This window comes from Micromonospora phaseoli (genome assembly GCF_900109115.1).
Taxonomy (GTDB): Bacteria; Actinomycetota; Actinomycetes; order Mycobacteriales; family Micromonosporaceae; genus Micromonospora; species Micromonospora phaseoli.
Window position 1 is genome coordinate 93,498 of the sequence record NZ_FNYV01000010.1, and the last position, 13,341, is coordinate 106,838.

The window sequence follows — 13,341 nt, forward strand, 5'->3', positions numbered from 1 at the left end:
GATCAGTCCAGCTCGCTCGGGTCGACGCGGGCCTTCACCTCCGCGTGTTCAGCGAGCAGGAAGAGCAGGTTGGAGCCGTCGATCAGCTCTAGCGGCTTGCCGGAGGCGAACTGGTATGACGCTGGCCCGTACCCGCTGGTGGTCACAAGGATTCCCTTGGACGCGCCCTCGTTCTGCACCGTGCCGAAGAGGTCTCGTACAGACGAGACGTCGACCGTGTTGCGGTAGCGCTTGGCTTGGATGACTACCTTGCCGCCGAAGATCGGCCGAGGGTCGAAGGCGACGCAGTCCACTCCGCCGTCACGGGAGGGGCGGGTCTGCTTGGTGTCCAATCCCATCTTCGCGAACAGGTTCTGGATGAGGCTTTCGAACTCGGTGGGGCTCAACTTGAGCAGGTTCGGCCGCTGGTCGAGGTCGGCGAGCACGTCGACCTCGTCGACAAAGCGCTTGTCGACCATGTCGAACTCCAACACTGGGCGGACGGGTGCCAGCTCAGCCGGACGCCTCGACACCGAGGCGTTGAGATGGTGCAGGCAGGCGCTGGGTTCGACCATGCCGAGGTGCAGCCCGCTAAACACGTCGCGGGTCGTCCGCAGCGTCACCAGGCAGGGCTGCACCGAGGCTCCGGTGCGCGGATCCGTGGTGTCGACGATGCCGTTGAAAACGATCGTGTCCACGAGTCCAGCACGGTCGGCCTCGAAGAGTTCGTGCACGGTACGCAGGGTGAGCTGAGCAACGAGGTTCGCGTACCGCTCCTTGCTGTCCTTCGCGGGTCGCGTGGCCGAGGTGATCTCGTCGCGGACCTTGACGTATCGGTATTCCCGAACCGGTGGGACAACATCGAGCGTCGGCAGGTGGTACTCCACGACCAACTGGCGGGACTCGGGGACGTAGGCCAGCCGGAACTGCTGCGGGAAGTCGTCGGGGTAGACCGAGTTGCCGAGCACCATGCTGAAGTACTCGACGACCACCGCAGGCTCCCCGGCGGCAAACGCGGCGGCGAACCGGTCGATCTCGGCGTTGTGTGCGGCGGTCTCCTCGTCAATCTTGGCGCAGCGACGCTGATAACTCTGGTGTGCGGCGGCAAGCTTCCGCTGGCGGTCCGCCTCGGCCGTCGCATGTTCCGCCTGAGATTGGGCAAACGCGTGCTGCGCGATGGCGAGCTGCTGCTGATACCTGGTCTGTCCCCCGAACATCTTGCTCAAGATCGTCGGTGGCGACGGTTCGAAACGGCGCCAATCCGGCGGCGGCAGAGGGGAGCCGAGCTTGCCGGGATTGAAAGGCTGGTGAGTCACGTTCTTTTTCAGTCGGCTGAAGTCGATGTGATCGTCAACTTCGAGCGTCGCAGCCAGGAGGTTGTCCAGCGTGTCAAGGCGGAGCTGAAGGTCTGCGTTCATGGCGGCCACCTCTGCGATTCGCGCTTCGGCGTAGAGCCGCTTGCGTTCGCGTTCATTCACCGGGGCAGCGCGCTGGGCTTCCTTCATGGCCCGCTCCGCCTCCCGCTGCAGCTGTCGGTGGTGCCGGTAGGCCGCAGCCTGAACCTGCCGTTGAGCGCGTACCTGACGTGCGTGCGCCCGCTGCATCTCCTTGAGGATTCCCACGTCTGTCCTAAGGGGTAGCTAAGGGGTAGATGAGTGCGGAGCCGAAACCCTAGCCAGCAGATCAGAAGGTGGCATCTATTCGGCCGCTCGGCAGTCGCACCTTGCGTGAGGAAAGCTCCACTGATGTCCACAATCGGGACGCAGTTTTGTCGTAAGTCAGACAGGAGGAGACCTCAACAAGATTGAGGTAGGCACCTGTATTTGACGTGATTCAGCGGGAGCCACGTCCAGGCGGCGGGCTGCTACTCCTTGGCAGGCGTTGCGAGGTCGGCGAAGGGCGTCCAGCGCGCGTCGTGATCGTTGCTCTGTGCCGACCTGACACGCCACCTAAACTCCGCCCTGATGACGGAAGAACTAGCCAAGAACGGCGTGGCCGCAGCGATCATTTTCAGCTCACGTGCCTCGTGGAGCAGCGGCCACCACGGGTCGGTCACGACGTCGAAGCCGTAGGCGGCAGCCAGTCTGGCGTGGTTGCCGACCCCACCAAAGCGAGCTTCGCCAACAGGGACTGCCGCCAGGTCCACCTGCCACGGGCCGAGACAGGTGGCGTCGAAGTCGCACATAACGACTCGGCCGGAGGGCTCTCTGAGTAGGTTGCCAACGTGGGCGTCCCCGTGAACGAGGCGAGGGGACGTCTGCGTCATTAGAGCTGTCACCTGAGGCTCCAGGCGGTCACACCACCGGGAGAGGAAACCATGCTCATCGTGGCTGAGCCCTTCGGCGTCGGCTAGCCGACGACGGGCGTCGCCGATCGGGTCCCACTCGGGAAGCGCGATCGGTGGAGCGGGGAGAGAATGAAACTCCCGCAGGACTTTCCCGAGATCGTTGACCGTGGGCGCTGGAGTCGTGGGCGGGACGTAGGTCCACACCGAGGCGAGCAGGCTACCCACGACTATTGGCTCCTGGACGACCGGGGCGAGCCGGATCGTAGGTGCGTCGGTTGCCGCGAACCAGCGCGCGAGGTCGATCACCTTTGCCACACGGTCATGAAGCCGATGGGTCCGTGCTATCCGGATGACCAGTTTCGCCTCGGGAAGGGCGAAGACTGCGTTGTTTGTGAGGTGTAGCAGCCGGGCATCGTCGGTCGGGACGGCAAGCCGGGCGGCGATCTGCCGCATGGCCTGAGTCATCGCCTCTTCGGTGAACCGGCCTGTGGCACCCACGCTCACGCCCTTGCCCTGAGCGCGGCGAGGTCCCGCGCGAACATGGCAACTTCTGGAAGCTCTCGGTGCCGTGCCAGATCACGGCGCAGGTTGGCGACCCGATCGATCACCCGTGCCGAGCTGATGCCCTGGGTTTGGCGCAAGACGCGGCGCCCTACGTCTAGCGCCTGCTCGGGTTCGTCGGCGAGGAAGAGCGCGCTGCAGAGCCCGACCTCGTTGAGCACGCTGCTCCGTACGTTTCCGGGACCGAAGGCATCGATCGCGTCCGCCACGTAGCGCACCGCCGCCGACCCGTGTTTCTTGTCCTGGCGGGCTTTATCGCGGTAGACGCGGCCGTATTGCGCCAGCAACTCCCCACGGTCGTAGAACGCCATCCAGCCCGGCTCCCGATCTGAGTGAATCCGCTCGAACTGCGAGCTGGCCTCACCGAGCGCTCGATCGGCGGCTGCGTAGTTGCCCAGAGACGCCAGCGAGGCAGCTTCCGCCCCCAGGATCAGAGCCTTGACCGCTGGCGTGGCCTGGGACCCGAGCTGCCCGCGAGCGAGTTGGAGCGTAGCCAGGGCGTCCCGATTGTGCCGTAGGTGTTGAAGCTGCTTGGCCTGCGAATACCGGATCATGGCGGTTAAGGAACCATCGTCAGCGGCCAGTGCTGCCCGCTCACCGGCGACGAAGTGTCGCTGGGCGTCCGAGTGTCGCCCCGCATCCAAGGCCGTCCAGCCGGCCACCTGCCGAGCCGCTGCCACAGCTGCGACGAGCTGAGGTGTAAGGCTGGTGGGGTGCGACCAGTCGAGCATCCGATATACCGACTCCGCGAATCGGGCCACCTCCTGGTAAAGAACCCCGCCGCCGCACTCATAGTCGACCGATCGGTATAGGTCGAGGACGGCGTTCAAGCGCGCGACATCGGCAGCGCCAACTCGCCGGGATCGTGATGCGGTGGTGCCGCCGAGCAGTCCCGCGCCGGCAGCCACGGCGGCGATGCCTGCCAGCAACATCCGCCGGCTCCCGTCCGGACCTTTGATCCCTGGAACCGCCTGAGGTGCTGACCTGCTCCCGCAAACACGATCTCCACCCACGACGTCGAACCACAGGTGCCCGGCGGGTATACGCAGCAGCGCTGCCCAGTGGGCAAGCAGGTCCAGATGCACCGGAGGAGGTCCGTTCTCCACGCGGCTGAGCTGTGCCTGCGTGATTCCCAACCAGCCCGCCACCACGGCCTGCGGCAACGCTGCCCTTCCGTGGTAGGGGTGGTGTCGGTACGCCCGGATCACCCGTCCGAGGTGTCGTTCCACCAGGGCCGCCCGTAGCGGCGGATGCGACCAGAACGACGCCGGAACCTCCGGCGGAGCGCTCAGCCTGTCGCGTTCGGCGGCCTGGCAGGGCGCGCAGCGTCCGCTGTCGTTGTCGCGGGCCAGGCGTGCCCCGCAGCGGGGGCAGTTCGCAGGTGTCACCGGCAACCTCGCCGTTCGCGGGTGGCTGTGTCCATTGCGCTCCGTCGAGCCTAACCATTCAAACGCCTTCGTGGGCTCGCGGTATACGCGCCACGTATATCGGCAATGCCCACAGCGTTATGAGGATCGAGGGCATCGGGGCGCAGCCTGCGGTGAGACCACCCAACGGAAGGAGCAGGATGCTCACCATCGACCGAGTCGGCACCGGACGGGCGCTCGTCTCCGACGAGCTGTTCGCCCAGATGACCGCCCGCATCGCTCACGATCGCCCCGAACTCGCCCCCGACCTGCCGGCCCGAATCCTCGATCAGGCGCTCGCCTTCCTCGGGACCTGCGCCACCGCCACCGGACCGCTCGGGCCGAGCGACCTGGTCGATATCGGCTGGCACACGTTCATCCTGCACACCCGCGAATACGCCGACTTCTGCCAGCGCATCGCCGGGTGGTTCATCCACCACCAGCCGGAGCCCACGTCGGAGGAGCCGCCGTCGGGGCCTGAGCCGATCGGTGCTCCGATCTCCCGGACGGTCGCCGCGATCACCGCCGCCGGCTTCGCCGTCGATCATGAACTGTGGGGTGGCCGGGTGGCCGACTGCACCCAGTGCCACGCCGGCTGCACCGACAGCCCGACTCGATAGGCAGGCCACCAGCGGTCCCGGGCATAAACTGCCCGGGACCGCTCGCCCTCGGGAGGCCACCGGATGCCGCGTCGCCGCGACTGGCACGAGCTTCCCGAAGAGGTACGCCGGCAGATCGAACAACGCACCGGTGCTGTCCATGCCGCCTACTCCGTACCGACCGGTGCCTCCTGCGACCTGGCCGCCGTTGTCGACACCGACAGCGGCCGGGTCTTCTGCAAGGGCGGCGCGGCGGAAGGACCGGCCGCCTGGCTCTACCGGAACGAGGCCCGCGTCAATCCCTGGCTACCTGATGTGGCACCCCGTCTGCGCTGGACGGTCGAGGCGGAAGGCTGGTTGATCCTCGGCTTCGAGTACGTTGCCGGCCGGCATCCCGGCCTTGCTCCAGGATCGCCGGATCTGACGGCGGTCGCGGACCTGCTCGCCACCCAGAGCCGCCTGCTGACTCCCAGCCCGCCCGTCCAGGTGCAGCGTTTCGCCGACCGTTGGCAGGGGCTGATCGCTCCCAACCTGATCGACGGCGAGACGCTGCTGCACACCGACATGACGCCGCGGAACTTCCTCGTCGGTGACCGGCTGTGGCTGGTCGACTGGTCTAGCCCGGCGTGCGGCGCGGCGTGGATCGACACCGCCCTCATGCTGGTCCGTCTCATCCGCGCCAGCCATCCTCCCGTCGAAGCCGAGGCATGGGCCGCGCAGATCCCGGCATGGGGGCACGCCTCCGACGAAGCGCTGCACGCCTTCGCCGACGGGCTGGTGTGCCTGTGGGAACGCAAGCAACGTTCCGCACCCGGCCCGCACCACGGGCCGTTGATTGATGCCGCCCGCCGCTGGCGAGACCACCGGGTGAGCCGCAACGGTCGGTAGACCGACCGCATACGGCATGTGCATGTCGCCTACTTCGCCCATGTCATACGGCCCGTCCTGCTGATCCACAACTCTGCCAGACATGGCCCGGGGCGGGTGCTGGGCTCCGGCGGTGCCGACCCCCGACGGTGCGCCGTCCCCGCCCGCCTCGGTGCCGCAACCACAGCAGGGGAGGGACATGGATTCGATCGACGAGGTGCTCGGCGAGCTGCCGATGCCGCCGTACGTGACAGCGGAGGATGTCGGTTTCGCCGTGCGGGCGGTGACCGTACACGCTGCGGAGCAGTGGCCCGAGGGGCCGCGCTGCCGGAACGACCGCGCGCCGCATCCGTGCCGGCTGCATCGGTGGGGGCGGCGGGTGCTGGACCGGCGCGGCCTCAGCGACCGGCAGGTGCAGGCGCTCATCGCCGAGCAGGAGGCACCGCGGAAATGATCTACCTGTCCGGGGAACGCCTGCAATCGCATCACGTACGCGCCGCCGAGTTCGGCAGGCGCTGGCGGGGCCTGGACCCCGCCCAGGTGTACGACTATCTCGACCGGGTCGCCGACGAACTCGCCCGGCTGCACCGGGAGTTGACGACCGCGAACACCGAGTCGGAGCGGATCCGGCAGGCGTTGCGGCAGTGGCAGTCCCGGCACGCCGAGTGTCGACCCCACGGGCATTCGGCGGGGGAGCGCCGGTGACCGGGGCGGCTGGCGACGACGCAGTGATAGACGAGGTTGCCGCGAGCTTCCGGGCCGGTCTGGAGGCGTACTGCCCGGGGCTGCTGCCGGAGCGGGCGACGGCGCTCGTCGTCGCGGCGCTGGCCCGGCTGGTCAGCGGCGGCGGTGACCGGGTCGGGCGGTTGGCGCTGCTGGCGGTGCTCGGCAAGGTCCACCGCCGGTACCGGCTGCGCCCCGAGCACGGCCCGCTTATCGGTGCCGCGCTGGCCCCGGTGGCGCCGCGACTCTGCCCGCCGCAGGTCAGCTGGGAGCGACGCTGGCGTCGGGCGTGGGCGCTGATCGAGCGCGCCGCCGGGCGGATGGGCGACGGCCCGGCGTTCTGGCCCGCCGAGGTGGTCGGCCGTGACCTGGCCGCCGAGGGCATCGTCATCCTGACCGTACGCCCGTGGCGGCGGCTGCCGTTCCGCCCCGGCCAGGCGGTGCCGCTCTGTCTGCCGCAACACCCCGGCCGCTGGCGCTGGTACTGCCCGGCGAACGCTCCACGCCCCGACGGCACCGTCGAGCTGCATGTCCGCGCGGTCCCCGCCGGCATCGTCTCCCGCACCCTCGTCCATGAGGTACGCCCCGACGACCTGCTCCACCTCGGCCCACCCGTCGACATCGGCCTCAGCCTGCCCGCCACCCCGAAACCGCCCCGGGATCTGCTGCTGGTGGCCGGCGGCACCGGACTGGCCCCGCTACGTGCCCTGATCGAGCAGGTCGCCGCCGCCCCGGACGGCTGCCGGGTGACCCTGATCGTCGGCGCACGCACCATCGCCGACCTCTACGACGCCATCACCCTCGACAAACTCGACCAGACCCACCCCTGGCTGACCGTCGTACCCGCCTTCTCCCACGACCCGATCGCCGCCCCCGCCGAACAGGGTGACGCACTGACCCTTGGCCTCTACCACTACCGCCCTGGCCAACACGTCTACGTCTGCGGCCCACCCGCGATGCTCGACACCGCCCGGCACCGACTTCCCGCCGCCGGCATACCCACCAACCGGCTCCACCTGCCCACGATCCAATGACTCTCGCCTGGCCGACGCTAGTTCATGTTCTTGCCGAGGGAGAGGCCGGCGTCGCAGTAGCCGTGCTGGCTGTAGAAGCGCACCGCACCGTCGTTACGGTGGTGGATACCGGCCGACAGGTACGTGATTCCCCGGGCGCTCGCCCACCGTTCGGCCGCACGCAGCAGCGCTGATCCCGCCCCGAGCCCTCGGGCATCGGGCAGCACCACCGTGTGTACCTGCGCTGAAGGCTCGGGCCGCAGGATCTGGTGCTCGGGCGGATCAGGTCGTGGCAACACCTCAACCATGCCGACCACCCGGCCATCATCAGCCTCAGCGACGAGAACACCATCCGGCCCCGCCTCGTCGGCCAGCATGGTCGCGAAGTGGCGAGCCACCGCTTCACGCTGCGGGACGCGGTAGGTGCCAGCGTCAAGAGCGAGGTGCGCCTCGGCGTTGGCCAGGCGCAACTCCACCAGGGAGGGGACATCCGCCAGCGTCGCCGGCCGAACCGTCAGCCGTGTCTCCTGCACGTCCCGACTCTAGGGCCGAGGAGCATCTGCCAGCTGCTCCCAGGCAGCGGCGGTCAACCGTCATGGCTGCCACGTCATCAGGGCTGTCAATCGCATCGACAGATGTGAGACCTTGTATCGGTCGGTGATCGCCTCGATACAGGGGGTGAGTGGCGTGGGGGTTGCTGAGGAGCCGTCTCGCTGGTCGGTCGAGAAGTTCGGCCCGGACCTGGCTCTCGACCTGCGGGCACGGATACCCAAGGCCCTGCAGCGGGCTGTCGAGCTCGCCCAGGATGCGCGCATGGCCTCGGCGCTGGACACGGATCACGCCTTCGGTCCGACTCGCTGGAAGCAGCAGTACGAGTCGCTGCACGAGCAGCTCCAGGATCTGCCGCATGTCAAGGACGTGCATCCATCGGGTGCGCAGGTGCGCGTCACTATCTGCCGCGACCATCTGCTGTTGCCCTGGATGTACGCCAAGCGCCGCGGCATCGATATGCGGCGTGTCCGGGGTCGCCTCAAGAATCAGCTGATCCGTGACCTGCTGATCCTCTTCGGCCCACAGTCCGGATATGAAGAACCGACACTGCCGGAGATGCCCCCGACGCCGGACGAGGCCCGTGACCGGACGGCGCTGCGTCAGGAGATCGAACAGCTCTCCCCGCAGCCCAGGACACTGCTCATCGGCTTCGCCTGTAACTCGGACGAGGGGCTGCTCGGCGTCTCTTGGGGCGAGGCCGCTCTCGTTCCTGGCGGGGGCCTGGAGTGGGGGCCGGTCGAGGAACTGTTCCGGCTCGCCTGACCGTCAACCCGAAGCAGTCGCCGCCACCGTGAGGTTTTCGGCGACGAGAAGGCCCTCTGGTGGCGCCGGACGGTCGAGCAGCGTCGACATCGCCTCTACTCGTCGATCTTGCACTTTCGGTCGGCAAAATGGCCGGGATCTAGGTTTTTGTCGCGACGAAAACTGCAAGATCGACGCGGGGTGGTCGACTGGGACGGTCGGCGGTTGCGTGGGGCGACGTCCATAGAGGTCGCGTACGTTGGGGGCATGGGATTGACGGGTGATTACGAGCCGAGCGCGTTGGAGTGGGTCCGCGAGCAGGTCGAGCAGATTGTCCGTAACGGCACGACCGACGGCGTCACGATCGCCGGCCGGCCCGTCGTGCTGATGACCTACCGGGGCGCCAAGACCGGCAAGCTGCGCAAGACGCCGGTGATGCGGGTCGAGCACGAGGGACACTATGCGGCCGTCGCATCGATGGGCGGCGCGCCCAAGAACCCGCAGTGGTACGCCGCCCTGGTCGCCGATCCGGTGATCGAGCTTCAGGACGGGACCAAGACCGGGGAATACCGGGCCCGTGAGGTGTTCGGCGACGAGAAAGCCGTCTGGTGGCGCCGGGCGGTCGAGGCGTACCCGGACTATGCCGACTACCAGCGCAAGACCGACCGCCAGATCCCCGTCTTCGTCCTCGAACCGGTTCCAGCGAAATCCTGAGCCTGCCCCTTAGCGCGCCGATCTTGCTTGCGTCGGCTGGCGAGCCACGTCAATGGCTCAGGCGTATGTGTCGCCGTACTCGCGGATGTCGTTGACGTCGAGGGTGATCCGGCTGTTGTCGGCCCACTCGCCGGTGGCCTGCTGCCAGCTGCGGTCGTCGCGCTCGTCGATCGTCGACCAGTTCGGACGGTGGTGACGGAGGTAGATGGGTCCGGTCGACTCGCCGGGAGCCAGTTCCCTGCCGGCGAAGGTCAGCTCGATCCAGCCGGGGATCGGGGTGCCGGGCGGCGGGAAGACAGTCGGGGTGGGCGTCGGAGTCCGCGGCAGCGGCGACGTGGTCGTCGCGGGAAACAATGACGATCCCGAGGCGGGCGGCGATGGCGCAGCCGGCGGTGGCGAGGCAGGTGTGCCCGGCGGGCCCGGCGGCAGGGGTGGTGGGAAGTACTGGATGTGGCGTTGCACGTTGGCGCAGCCGATCGCCGCCCAGTCGCAGTTGGTGACGAGCGAGGTGTTCCCACCCTCGAACGTCAGGTGGTAGCGGATCCGCACGTCCGCCAGGTCGAGCGGGGCGGTGCCCGTGTTGATGACCTGGAGGACATGCTGGATCTGGTTGTCCGTCGGCGACCAGCTCAGGTTGCGGTAGCTGACCCGGGCCTTCCCGTACGCGGTGCGGACCGGGGTCACCGCCGAGTCGAGGGAGTACCCGCCGTCGGTGTACGCCCACACGGTGAGCCGATATTCGGTGCCTGGTGCGAGGTCGGTCAGGGTGAGGTCGGTACCGGTGGTGGTGCCGAGACTGCGGTACACGTTGGGGCCGAGCCAGGCCCGCACCTCGTGCCGGATGGGCGTCCCGCCCGGTTCGCCGATCCAGGTCGACGGCGACCAGGTCAGGCTGAGCAGGTGCGGCTCGTTCGCCACCACCACCGGTGCGCCGGGAGTGGTCAGGACCGGATCGTCGGCCGCACGGGCGACGGCGGTACCGGAGAGCCCGAGCACTATGCCGAGGACTGCGACAAGGGTTACCCGACGAGCACGCATAGTGCGCATGCTAGAGAGCTGAATGCATGAATATCAATGGTCAGTATTGCCGGGACTCGATCCGGCCGAGCGCTCCGGGGTCCACCTGCGACCAGGTCGTCCCCTGGTCAGGGGCCTCCGCACCACCCCCAGCCTGACCCGCCCCCAGCCCTCGCCCCACCCTCTGTCCTCGCCGATCATGCAGGTGTGGCTCCTGATTGATGGTGGTATGCCGCTGTTTGGGTAGTACCAACAACTGCATGATCGGCGCGCGGCGCGCGGCGCGCGGGGCTCGGTGCGGGGTGCGGTGGGGGTTGACCCGGAGGAGGGTGGTGGTGATCCCGGATTGCCGGATCGGTCGATGTGATTAGCCTCGATCGGGCAACTAGTTGACCGGGCACAGTCGACATACGGGGAGGACGTCCCATGAAGAGAGCTGTCCGATGAGGGGGCGACGCATCGTCGCCACGGCCACCGCCGCCGTCCTGGTCGCGGCCGGCCTCGCCGTGACCGGCGGGACCGCCGTCGCGCACGGCGGCGGCTACTCGGCCCTGATCCAGCGGGCCTCGTACGGCGTACCGCACATCACCGCGCGCGACTTCGCCGGCCTCGGCTACGGCGTCGGGTACGCCCAGGCGGAGGACAACATCTGCCTGATCGCCGAGAGTGTGGTGACGGTAAGCGCGCAACGGTCCCGGTTCTTCGGTGCCGACACCGAGAACGTCGGCAGCGACCTGTTCCACCAGAAGGCGATCGACGATCGGGCCGCCGAGCGCTGGCTCGTCGGCCGGCGCGACGGCCTCCGCGCACCCTCCAACGAGGTACGCGACCAGATGCGCGGCTTCGCCGCCGGCTACAACGCCTACCTGCGGGGTGCGCAGAAGAAGATCAACGACCCGGCCTGCGCCGGGAAGGAGTGGGTGCGTCCGATCAGCGAGCTGGACCTGTGGCGGGCCAACTGGGCCCGGATGGTCCGGGCCAGTTCCGGCGCACTCGCCGACGGCATCGTCGTCGCCGCGCCGCCCGCCGCCACCAGCAACGGAAGCAGCGCCGGCCGGAGCAGCACCGGCGGAAGCGGCGCCAACGGAAGCGGCGCCGGCGGGAGCAGCGCCGTTGGGAGCAGCGCAACGGTGAGCGCCCCGCGGGCGGAAGCCGTGGTCACCGCCCGCGACGGGGCGCCGGCCGGGGTGGGCAGCAACGCGTACGGTCTGGGACGCGGCGCCACCACCAGCGGTGCCGGCATGCTGCTGGCGAACCCGCACTTCCCGTGGGACGGCGACGAGCGTTTCTACCGGATGCGGCTGAAGGTGCCCGGCAAATACGACGTGGAAGGCGCGGCCCTGATCGGCGACCCGCTCGTCGAGATCGGACACAACGGCAAGGTCGCCTGGTCGCACACCGTTTCCACCGCCCGCCGCTTCGTCTGGCACCAACTCGCACTGGTGCCCGGCGACCCGACGAGCTACCGCTACGACGGCCAGACCCGGAAGATGACAGCCCGCACGGTCACCGTCCAGACTCCCGCCGGGCCGGTCAGCCGTACCCTCCACGACACCCACTTCGGCCCGGTCGTGGTGGTGCCGGGCCGCTTCGACTGGACCACCGACACGGCGTACGCGATCACCGACGTCAACGCCACGAACAACCGTGCGCTTGACGGCTGGCTCGCCATGGGCCGGGCGAAGTCGGTGGGTGAGCTGCGGTCGGTGCTGGACCGCCGGCAGTTCCTGCCCTGGGTCAACGTGATCGCCGCCGACCGCGACGGCCGCGCCCTCTACGCCGACCACTCCGTCGTGCCCCGGGTCACCGACTCCCTCGCGGCCGCGTGCATTCCAGCTTCCTTCCAGAGTCTGTACGCGACAAGCGGCCAAGCCGTCCTCGACGGCTCCCGATCATCGTGTGAGCTGGGCCGGGACCGCGACGCGGCGGTACCCGGCATCCTCGGGCCGGCGAACCTGCCCACGCTGGTCCGCGACGACTACGTGACCAACTCCAACGACAGCTACTGGCTGGCCAACCCCGCTCGCCCGCTCGTCGGGTACCCGCGCATCATCGGCGACGAGCGAACCGTCCGCAGCCTGCGGACCCGGCTCGGCGTGCACCAGGTGCGGCAGCGCCTCGCCGGCACCGACGGGCTGCCCGGCCGGGGCTTCACCACCGGCAGGCTGTGGGACGTGACGCTCGGCAACCGGGCGTACGGCGGCGAACTGGTCCGCGACGACCTGGTCCGGCTCTGCGAAGCTCAGCCGACGGCCACCGCCTCGGACGGCAGCACAGTCGACCTGACGGCCGCCTGTGTCGCGCTACGACGCTGGGATCTCCGGGTCGACCTGGGCAGCCGGGGTTCGCACGTGTTCACCGAGTTCGCTCGGGCCGGCGGCCTGCGCTTCGCCGACCCGTTCGACCCGGCCACTCCGCTGACCACGCCGAACCGGCTCGCCGTCGACGACCCGAGGGTCCGCACGGCGCTCGCCGACGCCGTCAAACTGCTCGACGGCATCCCGCTGGACGCCCGCCTCGGCGACATCCAGAGCGAGCCGCGCGGCACGGAACGCATCCCCATCCACGGCGGCTGGCCGGAGGCCGGTGTCTTCAACATGATCATCAACCAGGTGCAGCCCGGCGTCGGCTACCCGAAGGTGCGGCACGGTACGTCGTACCTGATGGCCGTCGAACTGGACCGCGACGGGCCGTCGGGCCGGCAGCTGCTCACCTACTCGCAGTCGGCCAACCCGAACTCGCCCTGGTACGCCGACCAGACCCGGCTGTACTCGGGCAAGGGCTGGGACACCATCAAGTTCACGCAGAAGCAGCTGCGGGCCGACCCGAACCTGGTCACGTACCGGGTGGGGGAGCGCCGCCGCTGACCGACGACCCCGACC

13 protein-coding genes are annotated in these 13,341 nt (G+C 68.8%); 8 read left to right on the plus strand and 5 right to left on the minus strand.

Annotation, left to right across the window (positions count from 1 at the left end):
• Positions 1-2: 2 nt before the first annotated feature.
• The 3 genes from BMY89_RS23055 to BMY89_RS23065 all read right to left on the minus strand — a co-directional run bounded on the left by BMY89_RS23055 (position 3) and on the right by BMY89_RS23065 (position 3,759).
• Positions 3-1,601, minus strand: coding sequence for a restriction endonuclease (locus BMY89_RS23055; RefSeq protein ID WP_092382144.1), 1,599 nt, complete (start codon positions 1,599-1,601; stop codon positions 3-5).
• 242 nt (positions 1,602-1,843) lie between these two features.
• Positions 1,844-2,719 carry an aminoglycoside phosphotransferase family protein gene (locus BMY89_RS23060; protein ID WP_092382258.1) on the minus strand — a complete coding sequence of 292 codons (876 nt, stop codon included), beginning with the start codon at positions 2,717-2,719 and terminating at the stop codon, positions 1,844-1,846.
• A 47-nt stretch (positions 2,720-2,766) separates the two neighbouring features.
• Positions 2,767-3,759 carry an NsdA family TPR-like regulatory protein gene (locus tag BMY89_RS23065; RefSeq protein ID WP_232521505.1) on the minus strand — a complete coding sequence of 331 codons (993 nt, stop codon included), beginning with the start codon at positions 3,757-3,759 and terminating at the stop codon, positions 2,767-2,769.
• A 635-nt stretch (positions 3,760-4,394) separates the two neighbouring features.
• On the opposite strand from BMY89_RS23065, the gene BMY89_RS23070 reads away from it, so the two are divergent.
• The 5 genes from BMY89_RS23070 (at position 4,395) to BMY89_RS23090 (ending at position 7,456) form a co-directional block, all read left to right on the plus strand.
• The gene (locus tag BMY89_RS23070; protein ID WP_092382146.1) at positions 4,395-4,853 is read left to right on the plus strand and encodes a glycine-rich domain-containing protein; all 459 of its coding nucleotides are present in this window, start codon (positions 4,395-4,397) and stop codon (positions 4,851-4,853) included.
• 63 nt (positions 4,854-4,916) lie between these two features.
• Positions 4,917-5,720: a BUD32 family EKC/KEOPS complex subunit gene (locus BMY89_RS23075; protein WP_092382147.1), complete on the plus strand. Its 804-nt coding sequence runs from the start codon at positions 4,917-4,919 to the stop codon at positions 5,718-5,720.
• Positions 5,721-5,898: 178 nt separating this feature from the next.
• On the plus strand, positions 5,899-6,153 hold the full coding sequence (locus BMY89_RS23080; protein WP_092382148.1) for a hypothetical protein: 255 nt from the start codon (positions 5,899-5,901) through the stop codon (positions 6,151-6,153).
• Positions 6,150-6,404, plus strand: a complete 255-nt coding sequence (locus tag BMY89_RS23085; RefSeq protein WP_092382149.1) for a DivIVA domain-containing protein — start codon at positions 6,150-6,152, stop codon at positions 6,402-6,404. Before BMY89_RS23080 ends, BMY89_RS23085 begins: the two co-directional genes overlap by 4 nt.
• Entirely contained in the window at positions 6,401-7,456 is a 1,056-nt protein-coding gene (locus BMY89_RS23090) for an FAD-binding oxidoreductase (protein ID WP_092382150.1), read from the plus strand. Before BMY89_RS23085 ends, BMY89_RS23090 begins: the two co-directional genes overlap by 4 nt.
• A 17-nt stretch (positions 7,457-7,473) precedes the next feature.
• On the opposite strand, the gene BMY89_RS23095 is transcribed toward BMY89_RS23090, so the two are convergent.
• Positions 7,474-7,968: a GNAT family N-acetyltransferase gene (locus tag BMY89_RS23095; protein ID WP_092382151.1), complete on the minus strand. Its 495-nt coding sequence runs from the start codon at positions 7,966-7,968 to the stop codon at positions 7,474-7,476.
• Between the two features lie 154 nt (positions 7,969-8,122).
• Between BMY89_RS23095 and BMY89_RS23100 the strand changes: the two genes are divergently transcribed.
• Complete coding sequence (locus tag BMY89_RS23100; protein ID WP_139217999.1) at positions 8,123-8,749, plus strand: hypothetical protein; 627 nt, start codon at positions 8,123-8,125, stop codon at positions 8,747-8,749.
• Between the two features lie 180 nt (positions 8,750-8,929).
• The gene (locus BMY89_RS23105; RefSeq protein WP_269766890.1) at positions 8,930-9,442 is read left to right on the plus strand and encodes a nitroreductase family deazaflavin-dependent oxidoreductase; all 513 of its coding nucleotides are present in this window, start codon (positions 8,930-8,932) and stop codon (positions 9,440-9,442) included.
• A gap of 57 nt (positions 9,443-9,499) precedes the next feature.
• Here the strand turns inward: BMY89_RS23105 and BMY89_RS23110 are convergent, their stop codons facing one another.
• Positions 9,500-10,480, minus strand: a complete 981-nt coding sequence (locus BMY89_RS23110; RefSeq protein WP_092382154.1) for a cellulose binding domain-containing protein — start codon at positions 10,478-10,480, stop codon at positions 9,500-9,502.
• Between the two features lie 422 nt (positions 10,481-10,902).
• Here BMY89_RS23110 and BMY89_RS23115 point away from each other — a divergent pair, with 422 nt between their 5' ends.
• A complete protein-coding gene (locus BMY89_RS23115; RefSeq protein ID WP_092382155.1) occupies positions 10,903-13,326 on the plus strand; it encodes an acylase in 2,424 nt (807 codons plus the stop codon).
• Positions 13,327-13,341: the final 15 nt, after the last annotated feature.